This is a genomic window from uncultured Vibrio sp. (assembly GCF_947488985.1).
Classification (GTDB): domain Bacteria; phylum Pseudomonadota; class Gammaproteobacteria; order Enterobacterales; family Vibrionaceae; genus Vibrio.
Genome location: NZ_CANLBV010000028.1, coordinates 1 through 26,093, shown reverse-complemented (window position 1 = coordinate 26,093; position 26,093 = coordinate 1). Strand labels below are relative to the sequence as shown.

The window sequence follows — 26,093 nt, the reverse complement described above, 5'->3', positions numbered from 1 at the left end:
ATAAATTCATCACAAATTTGAACTAGAGGAATATCATGGTCGATGTTAAAAGCTTACTCAAATGTGATATGAATTTACTGCTGTGTTTGCATGTGTTGCTCGAAGAGCGCAGTGTCAGTAAAACCGCAGAGCGATTGTTCCTCAGCCAGTCGGCGGTCAGCAAGCAGTTAACCAAGCTGCGTACGTTGTTCGATGACCCTCTGTTTGAGCGTGAATCTAGGGGCTTATTTCCAACGCCTAAGGCTTCCGTTTTAGCCCCTAAAATCCACCAAATTCTTCTTCAAGTTGAGCAGCTAACGCTACCGGAAGAGTTTGATGCACCGGGCAGTGAGCGCATTTTTAACATCGATCTTGTCGAGACTGCGTATACCGCGATCTATCCGCAATTTATGCCGAATGCGCTAGCAGAAGCGCCGAACATCACGGTAAACAGCACTACTTGGAGCAGCGAAACCTTCAAGCGCTTGCTCAAGCGTGAGGTCGATTTTGGTATTGGGATTTTTGAGCTAGATGAGAGGGCGAGCAGCCATGTTCAGACGATTCCTTCCGAGCTGAATTATGTGGAGTTGCTGCAAGATTATTCGGTGTGCTTAATGCGCAATGATCATCCAGTACTGGAAGAAGAGTGGAGCTTAAAAGCCTTCCTTAAATACCGTCATATACAGCTAGTCACTGGTGGCGTTGGCGATTGGTTACTGCTTGAAATCTTACAATCCAAACAGCTGCAAATTAATAAGGCGGCGAACGTGTCGGATATCACCAGTGCCGTAAAATTGTGCAAGCAAAGTGATTTACTGATGTGCTACCCGTACAACTCGGTGCGTGATTATATCGAGAGTGGTGAGTTGGTGATGAAACCTGTTCCAGTCGATTTGGTGCCAGGAGGCTTGTTCTTGCTGTGGCACAAGTACTTCGATTCAGAGCCGAGCCACAAATGGTTGCGTGATCTGATCATCGAACAGACTCGATAGCTGGGATGCTTCATTTGTATAAGATATTGAAAGATATAATAAACGTAATTATTTGAGAAAAACTTTCACTTTATTTCGTCTTTTGGGATTAAGCTTCGTCTTATTATGGATGCTATTTTTATTTGTAAGATGAGATATGACAATTCCACCGTTATCACAACAGATTATTGAAGATGCATGTGAGTGGGCGATCATGCATGGCGTTGCGTTCTGCCAGTCAGATAATACCGCTAAGCATTGCCCTTTCAGTATTGCGCCAATGACAATGGAACGTGAGGTTTTTTGTATCTATGAACAGCTCAAATATCGGTAAATCTTAAACAACCATCACTCTCCCAACTTGGTAAAAGCCAGAGGTGTTTGTCCGGTTTGCTGTTTAAAAAAGGCAATAAATGAACTGTTGGATGAAAAGTCTAATTGGTGCGCGACATCGCCGACTTGTCGGTTTTCTGATAACAATTCAATTGCTTTAAACAAGCGCCATTGTTGTCGCCATTCTTGATAGGTCATGCCTGTTTCGGCTTTGAATAATCGGGTAATCGTTTTGGTGCTTGCGCCAACCGAGTTCGCTAATGTCGATAATGCAGGGGCGAGAAAAGAGGCGGTTCGGACTTGCTTACAAAAGCTTTTAAAGCGTCGATTTGTGGGTAGTGGCAAGATGAACGAATGTTGATTGGCGCTGTAAAACTCTTCCCAGAATAGGTTGGCTGTATTGGTGGTTTGTTCCGGTGCAATGTTCCAATCCCAAAAAGCCATCTTATTGATCAGCGCCTTCAAAAGCTCGTTCACTTCCACAATCTCAATGGCTTCTGGGCAAGTGTAAATACTGCTATCGAAATAGAGCGAGCGATAGGCGACCACATTAGTCATCTGCGCTCGATGCTTGGTATAGGGCGGGATCCACACGGCTTTGGTTGGCGGTAAAATACAAAGGGCGTTTTCCAAGGTCAAGGTGATGCAGCCTTGCGGAGCATACAGAAGTTGCCCCTTAATATGGTGATGTATGCCCGAGTCATGTTTGCCTAGCTCTGCGGCAATGCCAATTACAGGTGCGGGTAAGCTGTCTGCATCAAACTCGATGGTCTCACTAATTAATGCCATTTGTCCCAATCTTGTTGTTTTTGGTTTTAATGTTGTTAACGAGCCAAGGTTAGTTTCCCCTAGACTTCCCGTCAAGTTCACTGGTCTTGGAAAAATGATGAAAACAAAACCTTCTTTATGGCAAATGGTGCTGCTGCTAATGTTCCCTCAAATCGCAGAAACCATCTATAGCCCGACTCTGGATTCAATATCGAAATCCTTTGATGTCAGTTACACACAAGCCGCTCAAACCCTATCGATTTACTTCTCTGCATTTGCGGTGGGTGTGGTGGTATGGGGCGTGTTAGCGGATAAATGGGGACGTCGTCCCACCATGTTATTGGGGATGGGATTATTCGCTTGTTCAGCACTCATTGCCATGCAAACCGACAGTTTTACGTGGTTGATGATAACAAGAGCGATGGGCGCTTTCGGACTTGCAGTTGGCTCTGTCGTTACTCAAACCATGCTGCGAGATGCGTTTAGCGGAACAGAGCTAGCCAAGGTATTTGGTTACATGGGCATGGGGTTGTCGATTAGCCCAATCATCGGGTTGCTACTTGGTGGTCAATTAAGCCAAGCGGGCGGACATCAATATGTGTTTATTACCTTATTTATTATGGTATTAGCGTTGCTGGTACATAGCTTATGGTCGCTGCCTGAAACACAACAATCTAAGCAGCCGTTGCAGTTAAAATCGCTCAGTCTTCACATGATCAAAGACGGTGGTATTTGGGTATCGATACTGCTTGTTGCCTCGTTCAACATTGCGTTGTTTTCGTATTACCAACTGGGTTCATTTACCTTCTTACAGCTTGGATTCAGCATCGAGCAGTTTGGTTATAGTGGTGTGGTGCTTGGGTTCGGAACCTTGTTGGGAAGCTTGGTTAACAAAGCGCTATTGAAGCGACAAGTTTCATCTACCTCTTTGATTGGCTTAGCGGCAGGGCTTCAAATATTAGGTGCGGTTGGTGTGTATTTATCACAACACACGATCTGGTTCTTGCTACCGATGATGTTGGTGGTCATGGCGTTTGGAATCGCGATCCCTAATGTATTGAGCCGTGCGTTGGTCCGTTACCAATCTCAAGCAGGAAGTGCAGGCGCACTGTTTGGTTTGATGTATTACACCTTGATTGGTTTCGGGCTTGCTTTAGCGGGAATGATTCAAAATCTAGGTGCGGTGTTGGTACTTTGTGGTTCGTTATCTGTCTTGGTAACGATACGCAGTAGGCTCTAACCCAAACGGTAAACCTCTCATCTATTTCGATAAATTCCGCATTCTATTGAGTGCAGAATTTTTCATTTTATTGATTCGTAAATTAGGATGTTGACATAGGTAGAGTGATCGTTCTACCTTGCAAGTAGAACAATCATTCTACCCTTTGTCGGGTATTGAGAGAGCACTATGTTGAGAGAACAGATTGCAGCAAGCCTTGAAGTAGCGTTCAGCCAACAAGGTTTTGCTGAGCCGAGCGTTGCACAGTTGAAAACCGCGTGCGGTGTAAGCCTGAGAACCCTGTATAAACACTTCCCTTCAAAAGAAGCGATGATTGTTGGTGCATTGGAGTACCGACACCAACGCTATCTCGATTTCTTACTGGAGGCGTCACCTGAGGCTGGGTTGGAATCTGTCACTCATATCTTCAACAAGCTTCAACAATGGTTAGAAGAGTATGCGCCGCACGGGTGTATGTCGATGAGTGCGATTGCTGCGTTCCCAGATAATGAGCTTATCAACCAATCGGTTATGCAGCATAAAGAACAAGTTCGTTTGCTTATAGGCAAGCAGAGCCTGCGAGATGATCTCGCGACACCACTGTTTTTACTTCATGAAGGCGTATCAAGCGCGTGGCCGGTATTAGGCGAAGAAGCGGTGGCATCAGCACAGAATATGGTTACAAAATTACTCGAGGAAACACGATGAAATTCGAACTACCAAAGACAATGAAAGGCGTAGAGATGTTGGGCCACGGCGGAGCAGAAATGCTTGGCTACCGCGAAGATATCGCGGTTCCTCAAATCGAACCTAATGAAGTGCTGATCAAAGTGATGGCAGCAGGTGTTAACAATACGGATATCAACACACGAATCGGTTGGTACTCAAAAAGTGACGATTCAGACGACGCAAGTTGGGCGGGTGAAGCGTTAAAGTTCCCTCGTATCCAAGGTGCTGACGTGTGCGGTTTTATCGTAGCAGTCGGTAATGAAGTCTCTGCTGATCGTATTGATGAGCGTGTTCTTATCGAACCTTGTTTAACAGAAGTGTACGGACGAGATCTGCCACAGCCATGGTACTTCGGTTCTGAGTGCGATGGTGGTTTTGCTGAGTACACAAAAGTTGCAGCGAAACACGCTTATGCGGTGAACAGTACTATGTCGGATGTCGAGCTAGCGTCGTTCCCATGTTCTTACTCAACAGCAGAGAAAATGCTCACTCGTGCTCAAGTCGCTGAAGGCGATCGCGTGTTGATCTCGGGCGCTTCTGGCGGTGTAGGCTCTGCTGCGATTCAGCTTGCTAAAGCGCGTGGCGCATACGTGATTGCAATTACTAGCCCAAGCAAGAATCAACAGTTGCTTGAATTAGGTGCTGATGAAGTGATTGCTCGTGATGCTGATTTGGTGGAAGCATTAGGCGTAAACAGTGTGCATGTGGTTATCGATTTGGTTGCCGGTGACAAGTGGCCAGAGTTTCTGGAAGTTCTAAAACCGCATGGTCGTTATGCTGTGTCTGGTGCGATTGGTGGTGCGATGGTCGAGCTAGATGTTCGTACTCTGTACTTGAAAGACCTTAGCTTTTTTGGTTGCACAGTTTTAGAACCGCAAGTATTCCAAAACCTGGTTAACCGAATTGAGAAACAGCAGATCGGCGCAATTGTCGCGAAGTCTTTCCCACTGGCTGAAATCCATAAAGCGCAAGACGAGGTCTTAAAGAAAAACCACGTCGGAAAGATCGTACTGGAAGTGGCCTAGCCGTAGCTCAAAGCCAACAGTAACCTAAAACCAACACAGCAAGATATTGGACATCATGCCACTGCTTGTACCTAGTTTTTACTCGCATTTTTAACTATTAACGTTTAGCTACTAACAGATAGTGCTTTGACTATGAATGAATAGCGCTTAGAGGGCTGATGAATTTCGCTGAGGGTTAAGCCACGGGTGCTCCGGCTTTGGAGCACCTCTTTTTAGGGGGGAGCGAATGTCCTATGGGGCATTGAAAGACGGTTTAGAACTGCTCGGCAAGCAGCTTATCAAGTGTTTCGACGAGTTTTTGGTTTTTTCTGGTATCGAGCGCATCATCATGAGGGGCTTTGAATAACCCTGAATCATTATCAAAGTACTGCCCTGATGCGTTCGCAAACTCCTCGGAGAGTGCTGCCCGACATAAAATATCGTCACCAATACCTAAGTCATTCCCTTCCAATCCATAGGCATCTCTCACCAGTTTACTGCCAAGAAATGAAGCGGGGTTAACGGGAATAATCGCTGGGCCGTTCGCGTCAAGTTGATGCGCGAGGTTGATAGACCACATAGTGAGCGCTAACTTACTTTGAGCGTATATCGGGCCATCTAACGCTTCGGCATTGGCACGAGTCAACACCTCAAGATCGACCGGGGCCTGCGCTGCGGAAGATAAGTTAACGATGCGGCCGCAGGCATCAAAAAGGGGAAGTAACATTTGTGTGAGTAGATAAGGGGCGATGGTGTTGACGGCGAATCGAACGTCTAGATTATCCTGAGTGGTGATCTCTGTGACCTTATAAACGCCGGCGTTGTTGATCAGCACATCGAGCTGCTGATGTTCGATTTTTACTTGATTTGCTAATGCCTTTACTTCCGACAACTGCGATAAGTCAGCAACATAACTGTCGAACACTGCATTTTTAGACAATCTTGATAGACTGGTTTTAATCTTACTCAGTTTCGCAGGATTGCGTCCATGGAGCAGAATATGATGCCCTTGCTGAGCCAACCTTCTCGCCGTCTCTAGCCCAATCCCATCTGTCACACCTGTGATCATGATTTTTTTCTGCATCTTTTTTCCTTTGAAGCATTGCCCATGCAACTTTTATAACAAAGTTTTCTTACGCAAAATTTCTATTGGTTCACATGATCGGGGTTACTAAGGGTAGTAAATGTCGAGTTAGTAAAAAATATGCGGATGCAAGGTGGGTAAGGCGCTGCAGGGTTGTCGCTGATGGTTTGGTTTTGTACGCGTTTGGAAGGGGATCAATCTGATAAGAAAAACCTCAGCCCAATCGTTGGGTTGAGGTTTTTATTTTCCTCTTAGGTCAGCCTAGAACCACGGAACCTGATATGTATTGAGGCTTCTTTTATGGTTAGTGCTGATGCTGATGCGAATCTTGATATAGCTCTGCATCCACTTCTTCGCCTTGGTTTGGGCGCGGTACAATCTCAAAATTGGTGTCCGCTTGCGTTAATGAAGACAGCAGTTTATTGAGTGAGCTTTGATCGCCCGTTACGCCTGCTTTTCCCTCTTCCAACAGTCGATTGAGGGTGGTTGTTTGCAATACGATCTTAGAAACGTCTGATTTATTGATGATCAGTGTGGTGTCAGCCTCTTGTGGCTGCGCAACTTGAATGTTGTTGAGATTGCCGTTCGACATCTCTACGTAGTAAAACTCTTTCACGTCAGGCAGTTGGATATTCATGGTAAACGGCGTGTCTTGCGCTTTCAATGAATCAACTTTTACGGCTAAGTAATCCAACAAATTCTCGATGGTCATGTTCGCCAGTACATCTGGTGATGCGGTTTTTGGCGCTCCCGGTTGTGTACCAATACGCAGCTCTTGTGCGCCCGTTAGGTAGATATTTATCCAGCCTGCGCCCTCTGATTGGTAGCCTAGTTGCTCGTAAGTATCAGCAAGTAAACCACGCGCAACCTTGTTGTTTGGCTCTGCCTGCACCACTTTATTCAGCACGGTGGCGACAAAGCGGTATTCCCCGTCTTTGAAATCTTGTTGCGCTTTCTCAATCACAGCATCACTGCCACCCATGTATTCGACAAATTTGACCGACTCAGGCTCCACTTGCAGCGGGTTAAGGTTGGCAGGGTTCATGTCAAAGTAGCCAAGATACATGTTGTATACCGCGCGCGCGTTGTGCGAATAAGTACCATGGTAACCATTGGTGTGCCAAGATTGTTGAATGCTGTCTGGCATCACCTTGTAGATCTCGTCACCGATATCTTGCATTACCACCCCGTTATTGGCTAGGCGAAGGGTTTGATTATGGGTAAAGCCGTACGCATCACGCTGCATTCTTAGGTAATCTGCGATCTCTTGCTCGCCCCAAATCGGTGATGAGTGTGATGCAAATAACACCTCTGTATCTTCGCCCCAAGTGACTAACATCTCGTTGATTTTCTTTGATCATTTTAATCCGTCACGCACCTTTGCGCCGCGCAGCGTATACAGGTTATGCATTCCTTGGTAGGTCAGCTCACCGGTCCATAGTGCCTTCATGCTTGGGATATAAGTGACCATTTCTGAGGCTGCTTCGGTACCCGATGCGTCCATAAATTGCATTTCTAGGCCGTCGATAACCAACGTTTCAATCTCTTGATTATGGTTTAGCTCATAATCTGGTAGGACGTAGGTGATGGTGCCTGTCGATAAGCCTTTCGCCAGTGCGGCATCAACAACACCGTGTTCATGACGATTCAATGTCGCCCCATACTGATAAGCGGTACGACGAGACATCGCATTGCCTGCCAGCACGTTTTCGTCGACGATCTCTTTGGTGATGTTTTTCGATCCGTAAACCTTGACCTCTGGGTAGGCGTCTTTAATGGCTCGTGCGCCACCGAAATGATCGGCGTGTGAATGCGAGTAAATCATCGCTACGATAGGCAGCTCCCCGCCATCTGGCACCTTGTTTTGGAAGAACTTGAGTGATTTCTCAGCCGCCTCTTTGGTCAGCAGTACGTCGTAGGCAATCCACCCATTATCGGTTCGAATAAAGGAGATAGACGCTAAATCGGCACCGCGTACTTGGTAAATTTTACCCGGAACCACCTCATAAAGGCCTTCTGCTGCTTGGTTGAGCACCGCTTGTCGCCATAGGGATGGGTTGACGGAATCCGGTGCTTTATCGGCACTGGATACATTGGATTCGATAAAGTTGAAGCTATTGCGAATGATGTCACCGGTGTCTTGATCGAAGCTTGCGATAAGGCCCTTGTTGTTATTATCAAAGGCGCGCGTGTCGGCAAAGTTGAGTGTTTTCGCCAGTTCTTGATTTGCTTGTACCGTTTTGTCGGTTGCGGCTTTGCCCCCTTGATCGCCAATGTCACTAAAGTGCGCGTGGTCGTGGTTCGCAGCAATCGACGAAAAGGCGAGAGAGATACCAAGCAGCAGGGATGAATTTTTGAATGTGCGTGAAATTGTCATAGAAGCCTCTTCAATTTGTTTTCGTTGGGTTGAGGTAATTGTAGGCTTAAGACACATAGCTAAAAATAAAGTGATTTTTAGGTTATATATCACAAATAGTGATGTATTGGACTAAGCTGTAGAGGTAGGTCAGCGGCGCTATTGACCATTGAAGATAGGGGCGGTTGATCTCATTTCAATACAGTGGGTATAGCTTAAAAGCAGTGGGTATAGCTTGAAAGCTGGGGAGCACTTAAACGCAGCATGGAGAGCAGTAGTGAGCGACAGTGAAAAGTTGGATTTGAATTTATTGAGTGTGTTCTTGGAGGTGTATCGATTGCAGTCGATCACGCTCGCTTCTGAATCACTTGGTATGACACAACCGGGGGTTAGCGGGGCGCTCAAGCGCTTACAATCTCAACTTGATACCGATTTGTTTACGCGTGAAGGACGCGGGATCGTCCCGACCAACGCAGCTGTGCAATTGGCAAGCCGGGTTGAGCCTGCTTTAGAGGGCATCACCAACGCAGTCAGCACTTTAAAGCAGTTTGATAATCAGCAGCATCATGTGTTTCGAATCCTAGCCAACGAGACGGGGTTGCTCAAGCTTCAGCCACTTGTTGAACAAGATGATTCGCTGGGGAATATTTCGATTGAGTTTAATATGGTGCCGAGCAACGAAGAAGATCTGCTGCATAGTTTGAGCATGCAGCAGGCCGATTTAGCGATTGATGTCCACTACCCGCAAGTGAATGGCTATATGAAGCAACCCGTCGTTGAAGATGAGCTGGTGTTGATCGCCAAGAAAGACCACCCAAGAATCAAAGGTTCGGTCACCGAGGCGCAGTTTTATCACGAGAAACATATTACGTTTAGGATGCGGCGTACGCGTTTGCACACCGCTGACTACTTTACCAAATCAACACTGAAGTCGAGAGCCGTTAGTGCGGAGTGTGACTCGCTGATGACCATGTGCGCGCTGGTCTCCAGTTCTGATTGCGTTGGCAGTACGTCGCGTGATTTTGCTAATCAATTTGCTGACCGATTCCAACTCCAAGTTATCGATCTACCGTTTGAGATTTTGCCTATTCAGCAGTACATCATTTGGCATAAAAGAACCGAGTCGACCCCGGCTCATCAGTGGTTGAGAAACAAGATTCACCAATACATGCTCGGCTAATCATGCATGGGCTAACCACTCATGGGTGAATCGTGGTTGGTATTGGATTAGCGAGCCGCTTTGTTTGTGCGTTTCTGCTTCGCACTCTCTATCATCTTCGCGGGCGACATACCTGTGACTAACATGGTTCCGGCAATCACCAGCATTGAGCCAAACATGGTGTTAAGACCAATCGCTTCGTCTAAGAATAGGTTGCCCCACAAAATGCCAAACACAGGAATCAAGAAGGTGACCGAAAGCGCCGAAGGGGCACCAAGCTCGGAGATGAGGTTGAAATAGAGTAGATAGGCTAACCCAGTACACACTGCGCCCAGTAAGATGACCGATGTCGCTATAGTCAGGTCGGGCGCTTCTCGCATTGGAATAAAAAATACAAACGGCAATACGATCAATACTGCGGCCCACATACTGCCATGGGCATTGTTGAAGGCTTCAAGTTTTGGGGCTGTCTTGGTGTAGTTAGAGGCGATACCATAGCTAAATGCAGCCATCATGGCGGCAAAAATAGGTACCATCGCATCTCGGCCAATATTCACTGCATCCCAGCCGACCAATACTGCAACCCCGATCACCCCTGTGCTTAAGCCGAGTAAAACCCTGCTTGTCAGCGCCGTTTTAGTCCAAATAGCCCCAATGATCGCCGCCCATATCGGTGCAGTCGAGTTTAAGATCGCGAGCGTTGAGGCATTGAGTGTTTGAGCCGCATAAGCGAACAGCAAAAAAGGCAGTGCGGTGTTGAACAGGCCAAGAATGAAAAAATGTTTCGCGTGAGCAGTAAACGAGAGCTTCCTTTTAAGATAGCAAGCAACTAAGAGTAGGGTGACAGCCGCGAACAGAACTCGTGCCTCAATCAGTACCGCTGGCCCCAGTGGGTTAGCCGCTATTCTCATGAAAAGAAACGAGCCACCCCATATGGCTGCAAGGGTTATCAGTTTTAAAAAGCTCACAATTTGAATCTCAGATGGTGTAAAACCCTGACTATGTATCAAAGCTTAGGATTACACAAACTTAGATTGCAAACAGTAACGATAGATTTAACCAACAAAGCCCGAACCAAGGCTTGGGCTTTGTTTTGTCTGTTTTTCTATTCTTGCTAGATGCTAGATGCTAGATGCTAGATGCTAGATGCTAGATGGAACAGCTTGCTGAGCTTGTTTCTTGTCTAGTGCGCCACTAAATCGAGTCAATCCTAGTGCGATTAATACAATCACAGCACCTACCCAAGGGGTATTCATCAATCCAGAATCTGCAACAATTAAACCGCCGCCCCATGAGCCGAGTGCAATACCTACGTTGAACGCGGCAATGTTCAATCCCGATGCCACATCGACTGCATCCGGTGTGTATTTCTCAGCCAGTTTCACAACGTAAACTTGCAGTCCTGGAACGTTACCGAATGCGAACGCACCCCAAACCAATATCGTAGCGACTGCTGCATAAGGGTTTACTGCGGTAAAGTTGAATACCACCAGTACCGCCGCTAAGCCTGAGAAGATAATCGTTAGTGCTTTGATTGGACCCATCTTGTCGGCCATTTTTCCGCCCCAGATGTTGCCAAACGCCACTGAAACACCATATACCAACATGATTAGGCTCACAGAGCTCGCATCAAATCCTGATACGTTTTCTAGTATAGGCGCAAGGAAGGTAAAGGCTGTGAACGTACCGCCGTAACCAAGCGCTGTGATGGCATAAACCAACAATAGGCGGGGTTGAGTCAATACCTTTAGCTGCGATGAAAGCTTCGCTGCTGGTGGCTGTTTTAGGTTGTTTGGCACCAAGATAGCACTGCCGATAAGCGCAATAAGACCCAGCACAGCAACAACCAAGAAGGTGGACTGCCAGCCATAAATATGACCGATGTGCGTACCCAGTGGGACCCCCGTCACTAAGGCGACTGTTAAACCGGTAAACATGATCGCAATCGCGCTCGCGGCTTTGTCTTTTGCAACCAAACCCGTCGCGATGGTCGAACCGATGGAGAAGAAAACACCATGGGCAAGACCCGTTAAAATACGTGCTGCGATCAGCGTGTTGTAGCCCGGAGCTTGCCACGCCAGTAAGTTACCGACAACAAACAGTGACATCAGGGTAAGCAACACCAGCTTGCGGTTCCATCTATCGGTTAATGCCGTTAATACTGGTGCGCCAATCGCCACACCCAGCGCGTATAAACTGACCAACAAGCCTGCTGATGGCAGTGATACATTCAAGTCGGCTGCCATTGTAGGGATCAAACCTACGATGACAAACTCTGTTGTTCCGATGGCAAAGGCGCTGAGCGTCAATGCGAATAATGCTAAAGGCATAATGATTTCTCTTACTATTCTGTGTTGTGTATCGAGCGCGATAAAGCGAGGCAGCTTGTGACTGCAATAGGAGCGCTTCGTTTGATGGCGGGGATTATCCAGCAAAATATATTTGTGAAAAATGCTATCATTAACAAATAACCTTTGTTAAATATGCAATAATAATTGGGTGGCTTAATCATTGTGCTGAGTGCCCGTAAAGTCTGGGTCACTCAGCCAAAATGGGAACAGGTAAGGAGCCTCATGCTAACGCGTTCTGATGATTTAGAAATGGTACTCACCGTCGTCGATGCTGGTGGTTTTTCTGCGGCGGCAGAGGCGCTGGACGTGCAGGTCGCCAAGGTGTCTCGTTCGGTGAGTAAGGTTGAGTCGCAACTCGGCGTCTCAATATTCAACCGAACAACGAGACGCGTGGAATTGACGGAGGAAGGGCGGCAGTTTGTCGATTCGGTTCGACTAGGTTTACAGATGATCCAGACCGCAGAAGAAGAGATAGTGTCACGTGGGGAATTGCCCAAAGGTCGCTTAAGGGTCGATGCCGCCAGCCCATTCGTATTCCATCAGTTGGTGCCTTTGGTGCAGTCATTCAAAGAGGCCTATCCCGATATCGAACTCGAGTTAACCTCAAACGAAGGCTATGTTGATCTATTAGAAAAGCGTACCGATGTGGCAATACGAATCGGTAAGTTGTCCGATTCAACATTGCACGCTCGACCGTTAGGAAAAAGTCTACTCCATATTGTGGCGTCACCTGATTATCTCGCTAAGCGTGGGTTGCCCACCAAACCTGAAGATTTAAGTTCGCATCAAATTGTGGGATTTGCGGGTAACAAAGTGCTTAACCATTGGCCTTTACCAAACCAAAGTTATGTCGCGCCTACCGTGACAGCCAGTAATGGTGAAACGGTGCGTCAACTAGCACTAGCTGGAAATGGGATTGCTTGTTTATCGGGGTTTATGGTGCAGGAAGATATGGCTGCGGGTCGCCTAGTCCCTATTCTGGAACAAGACAAACTTGCCAACACAGACCGAGAGCGAGTGAATGCGGTTTATTATAAGTCGTCATCGGTCTCTAAACGTATCTCGGCGTTTATCGATTTTATTCAGCCCCGTTTGAATCTCTAACGAAGGCAGACTGACGAAATCCGCTTAAATGAAAAAGCCCCGCTGACGTGCAGCGGGGCTTTGAAATCGAACTAGATAGCTTGTCAGTATGCTTTCTAGTAACAGACTACTGAAACTGTACTTAAGCGATCTTAGTCATCTCGTTAAGTGTAAATGACGTAACACTGCCTTCCGTTGCTGCCATGTATTCAGCAAGGTGAGTATTACCCATGTGTGTTTGCCAAAGTTCACGTGATGTCCAGTTTTCATAGAAAGTGAAATGTGCTGGGTTTTCATTGTCTTGGTGAAGGTCGTAGTTGATGCAACCCTCTTCAGCGCGAGTTATATCAATCAGCTTTAGCAGCTCTGCTTTAACCAATTCAATTCTGTCTTCGTTAGCGATGATGTTTGCGACAATAGTGAGTTGAGTCATGTTCGTACCTATATTATTTTTTCACCGAAATGGTGATTTGTCTGTGTATACAGCGCTACTCTTTGTTCATTGAGCTGCAGGCTGTGTCGATGGATAAATATTAGTAGGAACATTTGAAACGATAAACAGTGCTACATTTGAATTATTATCAAAAAATAATTGATAATAATTTGGGTATTATGTGCTATTAGGCGTAGGTAATAGTGTTTAAAAACCGCCAGCCCACGCATCAAAATCGTCAATATTGTCGAGCTCTTCCTTGGTTCTTGGGGCTGGGTAATAAGGAAGAGCCAATCTTTGAGCGGAAGGCGGCAGTTCCCAATTGGGCGTAATCTTGAGTCGGGTTAACTCATCGTTGAGGCGCACAAACATAAAGTAGCCATCGGCATGGGTATTGGCGTAACTCCCGATTGTTGCAGAATTTCTAAAAACTGTTCACCAATACGGTCGACCAAAAGCTTCATAATATCCAGCTACCATCAAGAATGAGAGACGATAAAGAGCACTACTATAGGGGAGGCTTGTGTAGGGACGGTAAAGATTACGTAGTGTGAGCAATGTTTCCGGTGTTGATCCTTAGGTGCCCCTTCGATGAACAACAGCTTAGCGCTTACGTAAGTAATGAGTTTGGACTATCTCATCAAGGTACGTCGTGACGCCTTTCAACGTAAAATCGACAGGGGACACTAAGTCACCAAATAACGGGGAACCACCACCAAGTAAGACTGGAATGGTCGAGATGATCAGTTCATCAATCAGGTCTTCTTTCAGGAAGTTTTGGATGGTAATGCCGCCATCGATGTACAGGTTCTTTAGGCCTTTGTTATTCAAATCCGCGACAATCTGGCTAAGCTCGCCCTTCATCAAAAATACCTTACCTTCAAGTTCTTGAGGTACTTCACTTAAAGTGTTGCTCAGTACATAGACTGGCTTGCTGTAAGGCCAATCAATGCCAAAGCTCAACACCATGTCCATTGTATTACGTCCCATGACCAGCGCATCGATACGACCGGTATGAGCGTTGTAACCCATGTCGTCACCGTCTGGATTTGGAATCGCTTGCAGCCAATCTAAGCCGCCTTGTTTGTCTGCAATGTAACCGTCAAGACTGGTTGCGATGAATACAATATTTGACATTTTTAACTCCGATATCGATGAGAAACTTGGCATCTACACGGTAATAAATCAAAATAATTCTACAGCGTAGAAATAAAGTTTAAGAGGTGACGGTATGACTGTCAAGGATCAGAAACGAGGTCGACCAAAGAGTGGGTCAAGCCAACTCAGCGCGGAGAGAATTCTCACCATTGCCAAAAGCATGATGCGAGAGAGTGGCAAAGTGCCAAGCATTCGAGGATTAGCGACAGAGCTCGGGGTCGATGCGATGGCCATATATCATTACTTCAAAAACAAAAACGACCTGCTTGAGGCAATCACGGTTTCTTTGATTGAAGCAGTTGCACAGCCTGAGCTAAATCAAGACTGGCGAGATAACCTTTATCGGCTCAGTGTGAGTTACTTGTCGGTGCTCAACGAATATAGAGGCTTGTTAGAGACCTTATTGACCATGAAATCCCTCGGCCCGATGGAAGTGTTTAGTGAGCGTTTTGCAGCGGTATTGAGCCCGTTAGCGTTAACCGAAGAGCAAACCAAAAATGCGTTGGATTTGCTGGTGGATTATTTACATGGCTATGTTTTGGCGTTGAACTGTAACCCAGACCGAACTGAACTCACCATTGAAATGGTCGAAAAGCCGCTGAGTTTATACTGTTTGGCGCTCACTCAACTTAAGTGATCTATAGGCCAATTTACCGACCTTTAAATTTAGACTGGATAATTACCTATAAATTTCGCGCAATAGCAGTAATAATTGATGCATAAACTGGAATAGCTTGTGATCCACAAAGCTGTCCAGACAGTTTTCAAAGACCTTATTGTGAAAGGAAGTCAGATACATGTCTGTGCTGCAACGCATCAGTTTAAGTTTAAGTTTAGTCGCTATTCTTGGTGGTTGTTCTTCATTGCCTGAAGGTATTGACCACCCTGTAGAGCCCCAAATTTCTCCCGCGCCTAGTTCTTTATCGGTTCTAACAAGTGAGTATCAGCCTGAAGCTTTAGAGCAAGGCACCACGGCGGTTCGTCTGCAAGAGTCAGGTTGGGATGCCTTGGCACAGCGATTGGCGCTGGTCGAAAGCGCCGAGCACACCATCGACATTCAATACTACATCTGGAACTCAGACGAATCAGGCAGCTACCTAGCCAGCCGTTTGTTGGCGGCAGCCGAACGAGGTGTGAAGGTGCGGGTAATGCTGGATGATATCAACCTCAACGAGCGTGAAGGTTTACTGTCGGCACTGGATGCGCACCCGAATGTCGAGATCCGAATCTTCAATCCAACACCAACACGTCGTGGTTTCAGTAAGTGGTTAAGCTTCGTCGGTGACTTTTCTCGCTTAAATCGCCGCATGCACAATAAATCGTTTACCGTCGATGGCACCTTAGCCGTGGTCGGCGGGCGTAATATTGGTGACGAATACTTTGACCTCTCAGATGACATCAATTTCCGAGACCGCGATGTGCTGGTGATGGGCTCAGCAGTCACCGCGATCCAAACCAGCTTTGTTGACTATTGGAATAGCCATTGGTCTTACCCTATCGATATATTGGGTGATGAAGCGCTTGCGGATATCTCAATGATGGATGATATTGCGGTGCCACATTATCAACATTACCCTCAATTACCTTTAGACCGAGAGGCGGCAGATGATTTGCTGCAACAGGTGATTGGTGAGATGACTTGGGTGAAGGCACATTTTGTTTACGACCAACCCGTGCCTGCCGATTCGGATAATACCGATCAACCCAAAGCGACCGGGATTTATCTTGCCAAGCTGGCAAGTGAATCGACACAAGAGATCTTACTGGAATCCGCTTACCTAGTGTTTGATGACGGTCAGCTGGAAGAGTGGCAAGCGTTGAATAACAGCGGCGTTGAGATAAAGGCATTAACCAACTCAATGGTGTCTAATGATCTGGTGAGTAACCATTCCGCCTACGCGGGTCGACGCAGCGACATGTTGGAACATGGCATTGAGTTGTTTGAGCTGAAACCGGAATCTAAGTTGTGTGAAGCATCGACTCAAGATGTGTCTAAATGTGCGCCTGAAACGGCCTATGGCTTGCATGCTAAGTCGGCCGTTTTTGACCGAAGTATCGCCAGCATTGGTTCATTTAACTTCAATCTGCGTTCTACCTACCTCAATACTGAATCGGTTTTGATCATCGAGAATCAAGAGATTGCTGAAACGTTAGCAGACACCATTGAGCAAGCAATGAGTGAAGATAATAGTTGGCGTTTAGAGCTCGAAGACGGGGATGTGTATTGGTATTCTGGCGAGCAAAGTTGGGACAGTGAACCAGAAACGGGCCAGTGGGAACGCATGCAGTCAGGCTTTCTACAACTGCTCCCGATTGAGAAATATCTGTAAGCTCATAGGCTCGAATCAATAAAAATGTCAGCGTATTGTACGCTGACATTTTTGTTTGTGCTGTGGTTTGCTGCTATTTTTTACGGATTTACGGATTTACGAACTAACGCTTGGTCAACTGCTTGCTGTTTAAGTAAGGCAGGATATGCGGGCGAGATTCGCCCGACAGCTTTTGCGTGATCTGCTGTGACCAACTGCTTTGCTTTTGGTTGCTTGAACGGCTTGCGTAGTAGCTTTGCATCGAATCATCGTAGCTGGCAATTTCATCTAGACTCAGCGGCTGGTATTGGTTTTCGTGCATTACTACGTGAGCAGGAAGGCGAGGCTTCACCTCTGGTTGTTGTGCCGGATGACCTAAGCACATCCCGAACAATACGGCGGTGTGTTGTGGTAGCTCTAGCAGTTCATCGACTTGTTGTGCGCTGTTACGCAGCCCGCCAATGTACACGCCCCCCAAACCTAGAGACTCAGCAGCCAGCATGCAGTTTTGCGCCATGATGCCCGAATCGACTGCGCCAATCAGGGTCAGCTCGGTAAAATCGGTTTGAACGTCAGGGTTGATCTGAGCGTGGCGTTGATAGTCGATACAGAACACCAAAAACTCAGCCGCGTTCTCAACGTAAGCCTGGTTGCCTGCGTAATCGGCGAGCAATTTGCGTTTGTCTTTGTTTGTGACTCTTATGATAGAAACAGCCTGCAGCAAGCTCGATGATGAAGCCGCGAGACCCGCCTGAATAATCACATCAAGTTGTTCTTTTTCAATCGGTTGATTTGTATATTGACGAATGGAGCGGTGTCCTAAAATAGTGTCGATGGTGCTATTCATAGGGTCAGCAATCCTTATAGTGATCATTAAGTAATGATTCACCATAGCGACAATTACCTTAAGGGTAAACCAGAAACTAATCGAGTAGTCATAGAGAAATAGGGATACTTTGTATGAGCGCCAAGCACGCTTTGTTATGTTATGTGGTGGCTATGTTATGAAATGGTTATGGTGCTAGTCGGTGGAAAATTGCCGTATACGCACTAGGATGAATAAAAGTAACCTCTACAATTAATTCAACCACATGGTAGTGCTATGAAGAAAACACCCCTTTTGTCCATTGCGATTTTATCGAGCCTCTCTTTGTCATCTTTTGCTAAAGATTGTGACCCTAATTTGTTGCCATCTTGGAAGGACAGCGAGAGCAAATCTGCTATCGTCGACTTTGTTGGGCAAGCCACCAAAGCGGAATCTAATACGTTCGTGGCGGTTGAAGATCGCATCGCCGTATTCGATAACGACGGCACGTTGTGGTCGGAAAAGCCTTATTACTTCCAACTGGCCTTTGCGTTAGACCGTGTAAAGGAGATGGCGTTAGAGCACCCTGAATGGAAAACCGAAGCCCCTTTTAAGTTCGTGCTGGAAGATGATATCGAGAGTGTACTTAACAGTGGTGAAGAGGGGTTATTGAAAATCATCATGGCGACGCATTCAGGCATGACCGTTGAGCAATATCAGCAAGATGTGGCGCAATGGCTCGCAGCAGCTAAAGACGAGCGTTTCAATAAAGCCTATACCGATCTCACCTATCAACCGATGAAAGAGATGCTGACTTACCTGCAAAATCATGACTTTAAAACTTACATAGTGTCAGGCGGAGGCGTTGATTTCATGAGGGCGTGGGCTCCACAAGCTTACAATATTCCTACACAGCAAATCATCGGCAGCGCGCTGAAATACAACTACAGCTACAACGATGGTAAACCAACGGTGACTAAAGATTCGTCGATTTTGACGATTGATGACAAAGCAGGAAAGGTCACCAATATTCAACATATTATCGGCAAGAAGCCTATTCTAGCGGTCGGTAACTCAGACGGTGACCAAGCGATGATGCAATGGGCAACCAGCCAACCCAACGCCATGGCAATGATCGTTCATCACACCGATGCTGAGCGAGAGTGGCAATACGATCGCAAGTCCATATGGGCAAGCTTGATAAAGCGTTAGATGAAGCAAATTCTAGAAATAATTGGCTGTTGATCGACATGCAATCGGACTGGTGCAAGGTTTACTAGGGCGTGTTGACCTTCCGTGGTTGAATTTTGTTCGAGATAAAAGCGTTTTAATCGCGGCGAGGGGGAAGTCGCCTAGTCACTCTAAGTAAATCTCCCTCAACAAAGAGTAAAACGCTTTTAGCCGAACCTTTCTGGCAGCGTTTGCTGGTCATTTCTACTACGTTATCGCTTCTCATGTAGGCTAGCTACACATCGACGCCTCTGCCTTATATAAATACCCAGCAACTCGCTGCAAAAATCAGCTCGAAAGATCAACACGGCCTAATGATTCGCTGATGAAAATTAAATGTATTTCATCGGCTGAATTCTCACTTCATTAAGCATAAAATCCGCCATCCATGAACTCATGGGTGGCGGATTTGTATCTTGATCTAACCGTAAAGATTAGTCTTTGTACATAGAAATACTAGAACGTACGCTACCATCGCTGTTTAGAGTACGGCGATTCAGGATGCCTTGATCCCAATCCGCTCCTGCTGGTGCATATTCCCAACGGTTGATTTTGGTATCTGCGCCATTGTTACAGTTGCCGTTATCAACTTCGTCTTCGTCAATGTCACACCAACGGATAGTGCTGTTTAGTTGTGTAAGGGTTGCTTGGCTGTCTTTTTCATTGGTTGTGAACCACCAGTAGTCCTTCTTAGCTAATTCAATATAAGAGTAATGTTCAGGTTCTAATTCTTCTGTCTCACATCCAGAATAGAATTCTTCACCTGTCATTGTTAGACCTGTAGCATCAAATACGTAAGTTGATGTAGCCACATTATCACAGCCAGCTCTGGTCGCTACGGCGTTCCAAGTACCCTCAAAATTGACATAACGATCTGATTCTGATGAATCAACTAAGTAAGAGAACCCTAAAGAATGAGAGATACGACCGTCATATATCCCTTCTTCTGAACCAATAGTGCGCTTTCTAACTTCGGTGAAAACGCCAGTAACAGCATCGTAGCTGGTATTCAAAATATCTTTGCGCCAACCTGAATCATCTTGTTCATCGCTGTCGTCATATTCGGCAATGTAAAAACCGGTTAATGCATTTTCAGTACAGCTTTTGTCAGCCATGCAAGCATATAACGGTCCAAACTGCGTCACTTCGTCCCAAGACTCATCGCTATCTTGATCAAGCTCTTCTTGCGGATTAACTAACGAGTAAGAGAAGTGATCACCAAGAATAAATGGTGAATCAGGCTCAGGTTGAACTGGCATGTCTACGCCATCACATTTAATAATATTCCAGCCTTGATCATTTTGGGAAACCTCAGCGTCACCACCGTCAGCTAAACAGTTCAAGTATTGTGAGGCTAAAGTACCCCCTAGGCTTGAATCATTTGAGCCTGCGAGCATGATGAGATTACTTTCATCCAAGCGAAAGCTCATCGTTTTTACGCCTTGTGTCGCTTTAAATATACCCTCTTCAAAATTGTCGCTTTCAAGCAGCTTATCTGCATGAATGTTGTAAACTTCAATGGCCTGTGCGTCGTTTTGATAAGATAAGCTAGAACTGATCGAACGCATGTATTTACCTGAACCACGCTGCCAGTCTGTTAGCAGCTCATTACTACCACGCTCTAAGCCTGCAAGTGAATTTTCTAGATGTTCTAACGCTTCTTCTTCACTGATCCAATCTTCGAGTTCGAGTTCTTCGAGTAGGCTTTCAGCAGACGTCATATCGTGCAGTGATACATTGTTGAGTGCTGTAATTGTACTAGCACTCGGTGCAATAACATCTTGCGGCAGTGTGATAAAGTCAGACGTTGTATCACCGATAGTTTGTAATATTCTTGCTAGGTTGACTGCTTTTTGGTAATTGCCCGTCGCTTCGAAAGGAGAAACGATACTACGAGCGCTTGCTTTACCGATACGTAAGCCATTTTCACCACCAAGGAAGAAGGTAATCGTATCATTCGCTTCGAATTCGTAGTTACCATCGCGATCAGTGAAACCTGCTTTACCACTTGGTTGAGCTACGTAGTACAAACCTTCGACAGCAGCATCAATAAACTGGCCTTGAGTTTGAGTCACGATTTCATCGTCTTGTTTTGTATCGGAAGAGCCTCCGCATCCAGCCAATAGAAGAGCCGCTAGAATAGACGTTGATACAGCCGTTTTTTTGAATAGCATAATTATCCTTAATTCATCGTTATTCCCCTATATTCTGTAGGGGTTACCTAGACCTCATTGATTATTAAGGGGGAGGAAATTAATTCAATAGATAAAACATGACGTATCATATAATTGTGATTTACGTATCAATTCTTCCCAGCATAAATAACACTTTTATTATTAGAGGGATGATGATTTATAATTGAGCTGTATCACTTTCTTGTTCTTATTATTAAATTTAATGGATTTGGTGGATAAATAAGACATTGGTTCAAATTGTCATGTTTGAAATTATAGATAGAGAGTTTATGTAATCCCTTGACAGATTGAGGAATATACAAACCACCAAGCCCAAACAATTGCTGCTGCCAAACATTATTTTTGTTCCATTCGTTGTTTGTACCTCTGATCATGGCTTATGTGTTGGTTGTTTTTTGTCCTATGCTGTGTAGTAGGTCTCATTCGTTATTTGAAGCCGTGCTAAAGTTAATAATGAATGTGTTGAAGATATACCCAATCACTTTTTTACACTGAAGAGGTTTCTATGCTAGGTGAAAATCATTCTCTTGTTCACGAATTTCCGGAAATGAAAGATAAAATTATTGAGCTTGCTCAAGCTGACAATAGCTTTGCAACCGCCATGAAGACGTACGACAACCTTGATAAAGAGATTCGTAAGCTTGAGCTAAAAGATTCACCCATTGATGATGGCTCAATGCATCAACTAAAACATAATCGTTCGGTACTCAAAGATACGCTGTATGCTCGTTTAAAATGATTGGGTGAGTAGCAACACAACAGATGAAGACAGAAAAAGCTCCCGAGGGAGCTTTTTCTGTTGATTCAGAGCAAAAATTACTGCTCCGCTTGTTGTTGGACTTTCAACGCTTGTTTCTTCTTCATACGCAGTGTTGAGTAAACGGAGAACACGGCCATAAGGATGAATGCTAACGCGATTGGACGCTCATATAGAAATGACCAACTGCCATCGAACATCAGTAGCGACTTACGTAAATTGGTTTCTGCCATTGGCCCTAAGATGATGGCCAACAAGATTGGTGATGATGGGATATCCATTTTGCCAAGCACGAAACCGAGCAAGCCAAACGCAATCGCGATGCCAACATCAAACATCGAGTTGTTGATGGCGTAGGCCCCGACGACTGAGAGGAAGATGATGATCGGTATCATGATCATTTTCGGCACTTCGATGATACGACAGAAGAAACGAATACCCACTAAACCAATCGCTAGCATCACTAAGTTCGCAATGAGCATTGAGCTAAACACGCCGTAAACCACTTCTGGGTTCTGTGCAAACAATAGTGGCCCTGGTGTCAGACCTTGAACAATCAAAGCACCAAGGAGAACCGCAGCCACCGCATCACCTGGAACACCTAAGGTTAATAGGGGGACTAATGAACCACCGGTAACGCCGTTGTTTCCCGCTTCCGCAGAGGTTAAACCTCGAACAGAACCTTTGCCGAACTCTTCCGGGTTTTTAGATGAACGCTTGGCTTCGTTGTAGCAAACAAACGCTGAGATATCAGCACCTGCACCGGGTACAGAACCAATCGCTGTCCCCATTGCACCACTTTTTATTGCCGTGGGTAGCATCTCTTTTAAATCGGCTTTACTCAGTAACTTGTGATCGAACTTTGCCGCTTTCACTTGTTTTTCAGTGCGGAGCTTTTCAAGCTGATTCATTGCCTCAGACAAGGCAAACAAACCAATCAACACCGGGATAACATTAATGCCGCTGTAGAGATCCATCACGCCAAACGTAAAGCGCGGCACACTACTGATTGGGTCCAGCCCAACGGTTGCAATGAGCAAACCTATCGTACCTGCCAATAGACCTTTAAGAATATTTTTTGATGAGACACTCGCGATGATCGTCAGACCAAACAGAGCCAAAGCAAAGTACTCTGGAGCGTTAAATTTGAGTGCGAAATTCGCCAGTTTGGGAGCGATAGCAATCAATACGATAGTACTGATCAATCCGCCAATAAAAGACGCGATAGCGGAAATACTGAGTGCTCTTGCTGCTTGCCCTTTCACTGCCATGGTATGACCGTCAAGAACCGTGGCAGCCGAAGCCGGAGTGCCGGGCGTTCTCAATAAGATTGCAGCAATAGAGCCACCGTAGATACCACCGATATACACGCCGATTAGCATAACCAGAGCCGCAGTTGGCTCCATGCCGAATGTGAATGGTAAAAGGATCGCCACACCCATGGTTGCGGTTAAACCGGGTAGTGCGCCAAGAATAACGCCACCGAGTACCCCGAATACCAACACGGGAAGGACTTCTAGACTGATTGCGGTGGATAAACCACCTAGTAGATAATCAAACATAATCGTCTCCTACATCCAGCTTGCTTCTGGTAAGGCGATATAAAACACCTGACCAAACAAGTAGTAGACTGTAAATACAAAGCCAACGCCCACCGCGTAATAGAGTGGTTTTTTGACCTTGAAGAAAATTAAATATACAGCAAACGCTATAAGACTGGCGTATAAATAACCTAAGTAGTTAATTGTGAATGCATACGCAATAAGATAACCGATACCAAATAAAGACATTTTGGTGATCAAAGGAGTATTCACCTTTTCAACGCCTTTCATTTTTTGTTGGACCAGTAAGACCGCACAAATGATTATTTGAAAGATCACAATCATTGTTGGGAAGAAACTAGCATCGACGCTTGCGTCTTGATACATGGGGCTATCGAACTGGGAGATGAGCCATAAAGCGACTGCACCGAAAAGAATAACGATAGATGGGAAGACGACATTTCTATTGAGCATAGACTTACCCCAAAAAAATCTTAAAAATGGAACAAAGGTAATAAAGTAGAAAATATAACGGCACCCTAGGATGCCGTTAACTTACATGGATATTATTTGATAAGCTGACCAAGCGCTTGAGAATCTTGTTTAACGAACTCGGTGAACTCTTCAGCGTTCATTGGGTGGATAGTCATCGCACCTTTTTCCATGAACTCTTTAAATTCAGCAGAAGCCATTGCTTCATCGAACGCGTTACCAAGCACTTCGATAACTTCATCTGGCGTATTCGCCGGAGCGCCGATACCACGCCATGTACCTGTCGTCACATCAATACCTTGCTCTTTCAGCGTCGGTACATCTGGAATGTACGCAACGCGCTCGTTAGACATAACTCCCAATGCTTTTAGCTGACCTGAACGTAACTGAGCAATAGCCTCACCTGGGGTTACCATAGTAACGTCTGTGTGGTTACCGAGTACCGCAGGGATCGCTTCAGATGAACCGTTGTAAGGAATTGCATTCATCTTGATATCTTGGTCTTTTTCAAGCGCCATCAGGTAGAAGTTGGGAGCGGCAGTCGAAGCAAACTTCACCTTGCCTGGGTTCGTTTTGGCTTCTTTCACTAGGTCATTGATTGTGTTGTAAGGACTATCTTTCGCGACCAACACAACGGCAGGGTCTAAGTTGATCAAACGGATAAGCTTGAAGTCATCCGCGCTATGGCGCATCAAACCCATCTGCGGAAGTGAAGCAATTTCACGCGTCACGACGGTTAGGGTATAGCCATCGGCACGTTGTTGAGCCCCAAAGCTCATACCTACAGCTCCGGCTCCACCCGTTCTGTTCATAATAGAGATGTTTTGACCGAGCACGTCTTTAGCGCTGTTTGCAAGGGTACGACCAACGGCATCTGTACCGCCACCGGCACCGAAAGGCACCACTAGGCGGATATTTTTTGAAGGGTAATCGGCGGCAAATGTAGATGCTGAAGCAATAATACCGGCTGCGACCAACAGAGACTTTAGTAGTTTACTCATATCAATACCTTTTGACTTATTATGTTTAACGGTAAGCTTGTGTAGGGTTTTCGATTTTTTGTGTTTGGTACTCATGCATTGTGAGTTGCTCAACTGCCAGAGCAATCCAGCTACTGATGAGCATGTCATACCATTGCTCTACGCCACTGCATGCGACAACAATATTGCCGTACACAAATGACCCGTAGAACAACAGGTCTTCCTCGCGCAGAGCACTTGGATGAAGCTGTTGTAACTGAACGTTGCTTGTGGATTCTCTCCACGCTTGTTGTGCTTTCTTTTTTGCTAACTGATTGAACGGAATCGTCCAAGATTCGGGATTGCCTAACGAAGTCTCAAAGAGGATCGCCTCCTCAAATGTGGCTTCCCAAGGTTTTAGGTGTGGGTTCATAACGACGATATGCAGTTCTTTGCGGTTAGTTCGCTCGAATAAGCGTTCTATAGAAGGCGTAACCACTTCTACTGCATCCATCACTATATCTTTCATATCTCTCATAGTAGGTCCTTAATAATGCTCTTGAGATATACAATATTGTACGACAAGTGTGGTCTCAATCTGATAATCAGCAGATCTTGGTGCTGGTCACGCGTGAGAAAGTTTAATCGGACAGAATATGAATTTGATCGTTTTTAATGGCTCATAACAGGCTCTAATAGAGACTGAGATCAAAATTAACCAATTATTTAAATTCAAAGCCCTTGTAAAAATTCGCTTGTTGAAGATTTTTGTCTTATTTTATATCAAGCTCACAAACTAAGGTTAGTTTATGATCGAGCGCACATGCATTACGATTCTAATTAGTGGAAAATAAAAAAATGACAACGCTTGGAGTACAAATAATAGAAAAATTGAGAATATTAAGTAACGCAGGATGTGGTTGTTATTTAAAACTATAGGTAAGTTTTATTGATAATTTAAAATAGATTTGAAAGGTTCGGTGATCAAGCCCCTACAAATAATGACTTCACGGGCTCTTGATGATATTTAATATACTCGTTCAACTTGAAGATGCAGGCTTGAGAACTTGAAAGTTATCATTAATTCGAGATGCCAAAGAACCTGCGATCTCTGGAAGAGTCACAGTAAAAAATTGCTCTATTGCCGCCTTGAAATCCCGTTTACTTTTGAAGTAAAC

21 protein-coding genes and 5 pseudogenes are annotated in these 26,093 nt (G+C 45.5%); 11 read left to right on the top strand and 15 right to left on the bottom strand.

Annotation, left to right across the window (positions count from 1 at the left end):
• Positions 1-35: 35 nt before the first annotated feature.
• Both Q1A70_RS08760 and Q1A70_RS08755 read left to right on the top strand, forming a co-directional pair.
• The gene (locus tag Q1A70_RS08760) at positions 36-971 is read left to right on the top strand and encodes a LysR family transcriptional regulator (RefSeq protein ID WP_299689152.1); all 936 of its coding nucleotides are present in this window, start codon (positions 36-38) and stop codon (positions 969-971) included.
• Between the two features lie 136 nt (positions 972-1,107).
• Positions 1,108-1,254, top strand: a pseudogene (locus tag Q1A70_RS08755) (glutathione synthase); the annotation flags it as partial.
• A 44-nt stretch (positions 1,255-1,298) separates the two neighbouring features.
• Here Q1A70_RS08755 and Q1A70_RS08750 read toward each other — a convergent pair.
• Positions 1,299-2,072 carry a helix-turn-helix transcriptional regulator gene (locus tag Q1A70_RS08750; RefSeq protein ID WP_299689149.1) on the bottom strand — a complete coding sequence of 258 codons (774 nt, stop codon included), beginning with the start codon at positions 2,070-2,072 and terminating at the stop codon, positions 1,299-1,301.
• Between the two features lie 97 nt (positions 2,073-2,169).
• On the opposite strand from Q1A70_RS08750, the gene Q1A70_RS08745 reads away from it, so the two are divergent.
• From Q1A70_RS08745 to Q1A70_RS08735, 3 genes are all read left to right on the top strand, one after another.
• On the top strand, positions 2,170-3,291 hold the full coding sequence (locus Q1A70_RS08745; protein ID WP_299689146.1) for a multidrug effflux MFS transporter: 1,122 nt from the start codon (positions 2,170-2,172) through the stop codon (positions 3,289-3,291).
• A 168-nt stretch (positions 3,292-3,459) separates the two neighbouring features.
• Positions 3,460-3,978 carry a TetR/AcrR family transcriptional regulator gene (locus tag Q1A70_RS08740; RefSeq protein ID WP_299689143.1) on the top strand — a complete coding sequence of 173 codons (519 nt, stop codon included), beginning with the start codon at positions 3,460-3,462 and terminating at the stop codon, positions 3,976-3,978.
• Positions 3,975-5,024: an alcohol dehydrogenase family protein gene (locus Q1A70_RS08735; RefSeq protein ID WP_299689140.1), complete on the top strand. Its 1,050-nt coding sequence runs from the start codon at positions 3,975-3,977 to the stop codon at positions 5,022-5,024. The genes Q1A70_RS08740 and Q1A70_RS08735 overlap by 4 nt, the downstream gene beginning before the upstream one ends.
• 253 nt (positions 5,025-5,277) lie before the next feature.
• Here the strand turns inward: Q1A70_RS08735 and Q1A70_RS08730 are convergent, their stop codons facing one another.
• Positions 5,278-6,087: an SDR family NAD(P)-dependent oxidoreductase gene (locus Q1A70_RS08730; RefSeq protein ID WP_299689137.1), complete on the bottom strand. Its 810-nt coding sequence runs from the start codon at positions 6,085-6,087 to the stop codon at positions 5,278-5,280.
• Positions 6,088-6,391: 304 nt separating this feature from the next.
• Positions 6,392-8,464 (bottom strand): annotated as a pseudogene (locus tag Q1A70_RS08725) (alkyl sulfatase dimerization domain-containing protein).
• A gap of 256 nt (positions 8,465-8,720) precedes the next feature.
• On the opposite strand from Q1A70_RS08725, the gene Q1A70_RS08720 reads away from it, so the two are divergent.
• The gene (locus Q1A70_RS08720; protein ID WP_299689134.1) at positions 8,721-9,623 is read left to right on the top strand and encodes a LysR family transcriptional regulator; all 903 of its coding nucleotides are present in this window, start codon (positions 8,721-8,723) and stop codon (positions 9,621-9,623) included.
• Between the two features lie 47 nt (positions 9,624-9,670).
• Here the strand turns inward: Q1A70_RS08720 and Q1A70_RS08715 are convergent, their stop codons facing one another.
• Both Q1A70_RS08715 and Q1A70_RS08710 read right to left on the bottom strand, forming a co-directional pair.
• A complete protein-coding gene (locus Q1A70_RS08715) occupies positions 9,671-10,570 on the bottom strand; it encodes a DMT family transporter (protein ID WP_299689131.1) in 900 nt (299 codons plus the stop codon).
• A 174-nt stretch (positions 10,571-10,744) separates the two neighbouring features.
• Complete coding sequence (locus Q1A70_RS08710; RefSeq protein ID WP_299689128.1) at positions 10,745-11,932, bottom strand: MFS transporter; 1,188 nt, start codon at positions 11,930-11,932, stop codon at positions 10,745-10,747.
• A gap of 243 nt (positions 11,933-12,175) precedes the next feature.
• Here Q1A70_RS08710 and Q1A70_RS08705 point away from each other — a divergent pair, with 243 nt between their 5' ends.
• Positions 12,176-13,057 (top strand): LysR family transcriptional regulator, encoded by an 882-nt coding sequence (locus Q1A70_RS08705; protein ID WP_299689125.1) that lies wholly within the window; start codon positions 12,176-12,178, stop codon positions 13,055-13,057.
• Positions 13,058-13,178: 121 nt separating this feature from the next.
• Here the strand turns inward: Q1A70_RS08705 and Q1A70_RS08700 are convergent, their stop codons facing one another.
• The 3 genes and pseudogenes from Q1A70_RS08700 to Q1A70_RS08690 form a co-directional block, all read right to left on the bottom strand.
• Positions 13,179-13,469 (bottom strand): putative quinol monooxygenase, encoded by a 291-nt coding sequence (locus Q1A70_RS08700; RefSeq protein WP_299689122.1) that lies wholly within the window; start codon positions 13,467-13,469, stop codon positions 13,179-13,181.
• Positions 13,470-13,676: 207 nt separating this feature from the next.
• A pseudogene (locus tag Q1A70_RS08695) lies at positions 13,677-13,886 on the bottom strand (hypothetical protein); the annotation flags it as partial.
• A gap of 186 nt (positions 13,887-14,072) precedes the next feature.
• Positions 14,073-14,639 (bottom strand): dihydrofolate reductase family protein, encoded by a 567-nt coding sequence (locus Q1A70_RS08690; RefSeq protein ID WP_299689119.1) that lies wholly within the window; start codon positions 14,637-14,639, stop codon positions 14,073-14,075.
• Positions 14,640-14,700: 61 nt separating this feature from the next.
• Here Q1A70_RS08690 and Q1A70_RS08685 point away from each other — a divergent pair, with 61 nt between their 5' ends.
• A complete protein-coding gene (locus tag Q1A70_RS08685) occupies positions 14,701-15,264 on the top strand; it encodes a TetR/AcrR family transcriptional regulator (RefSeq protein ID WP_299689116.1) in 564 nt (187 codons plus the stop codon).
• A 160-nt stretch (positions 15,265-15,424) separates the two neighbouring features.
• On the top strand, positions 15,425-16,957 hold the full coding sequence (locus Q1A70_RS08680; protein WP_299689112.1) for a phospholipase D family protein: 1,533 nt from the start codon (positions 15,425-15,427) through the stop codon (positions 16,955-16,957).
• A gap of 103 nt (positions 16,958-17,060) precedes the next feature.
• Here the strand turns inward: Q1A70_RS08680 and nfsA are convergent, their stop codons facing one another.
• On the bottom strand, positions 17,061-17,783 hold the full coding sequence (nfsA, locus tag Q1A70_RS08675; RefSeq protein WP_299689109.1) for an oxygen-insensitive NADPH nitroreductase: 723 nt from the start codon (positions 17,781-17,783) through the stop codon (positions 17,061-17,063).
• A gap of 255 nt (positions 17,784-18,038) precedes the next feature.
• Here nfsA and Q1A70_RS08670 point away from each other — a divergent pair.
• Positions 18,039-19,021 (top strand): annotated as a pseudogene (locus Q1A70_RS08670) (HAD family hydrolase).
• A gap of 384 nt (positions 19,022-19,405) precedes the next feature.
• Here Q1A70_RS08670 and Q1A70_RS08665 read toward each other — a convergent pair.
• Positions 19,406-21,145: a hypothetical protein gene (locus Q1A70_RS08665; protein WP_299689106.1), complete on the bottom strand. Its 1,740-nt coding sequence runs from the start codon at positions 21,143-21,145 to the stop codon at positions 19,406-19,408.
• Positions 21,146-21,671: 526 nt separating this feature from the next.
• Between Q1A70_RS08665 and Q1A70_RS08660 the strand changes: the two genes are divergently transcribed.
• Positions 21,672-21,905 carry a YdcH family protein gene (locus tag Q1A70_RS08660; protein ID WP_299689103.1) on the top strand — a complete coding sequence of 78 codons (234 nt, stop codon included), beginning with the start codon at positions 21,672-21,674 and terminating at the stop codon, positions 21,903-21,905.
• A 77-nt stretch (positions 21,906-21,982) separates the two neighbouring features.
• Here Q1A70_RS08660 and Q1A70_RS08655 read toward each other — a convergent pair whose 3' ends face one another.
• From Q1A70_RS08655 to Q1A70_RS08635, 5 genes and pseudogenes are all read right to left on the bottom strand, one after another.
• On the bottom strand, positions 21,983-23,485 hold the full coding sequence (locus Q1A70_RS08655) for a tripartite tricarboxylate transporter permease (protein WP_299689099.1): 1,503 nt from the start codon (positions 23,483-23,485) through the stop codon (positions 21,983-21,985).
• A 9-nt stretch (positions 23,486-23,494) separates the two neighbouring features.
• The gene (locus Q1A70_RS08650; RefSeq protein ID WP_299689096.1) at positions 23,495-23,938 is read right to left on the bottom strand and encodes a tripartite tricarboxylate transporter TctB family protein; all 444 of its coding nucleotides are present in this window, start codon (positions 23,936-23,938) and stop codon (positions 23,495-23,497) included.
• A gap of 92 nt (positions 23,939-24,030) precedes the next feature.
• Entirely contained in the window at positions 24,031-24,957 is a 927-nt protein-coding gene (locus Q1A70_RS08645) for a tripartite tricarboxylate transporter substrate binding protein (RefSeq protein WP_299689093.1), read from the bottom strand.
• Positions 24,958-24,982: 25 nt separating this feature from the next.
• A complete protein-coding gene (locus tag Q1A70_RS08640) occupies positions 24,983-25,453 on the bottom strand; it encodes a hypothetical protein (RefSeq protein WP_299689090.1) in 471 nt (156 codons plus the stop codon).
• A 502-nt stretch (positions 25,454-25,955) separates the two neighbouring features.
• Positions 25,956-26,093, bottom strand: a pseudogene (locus tag Q1A70_RS08635) (IS630 family transposase); the annotation flags it as partial.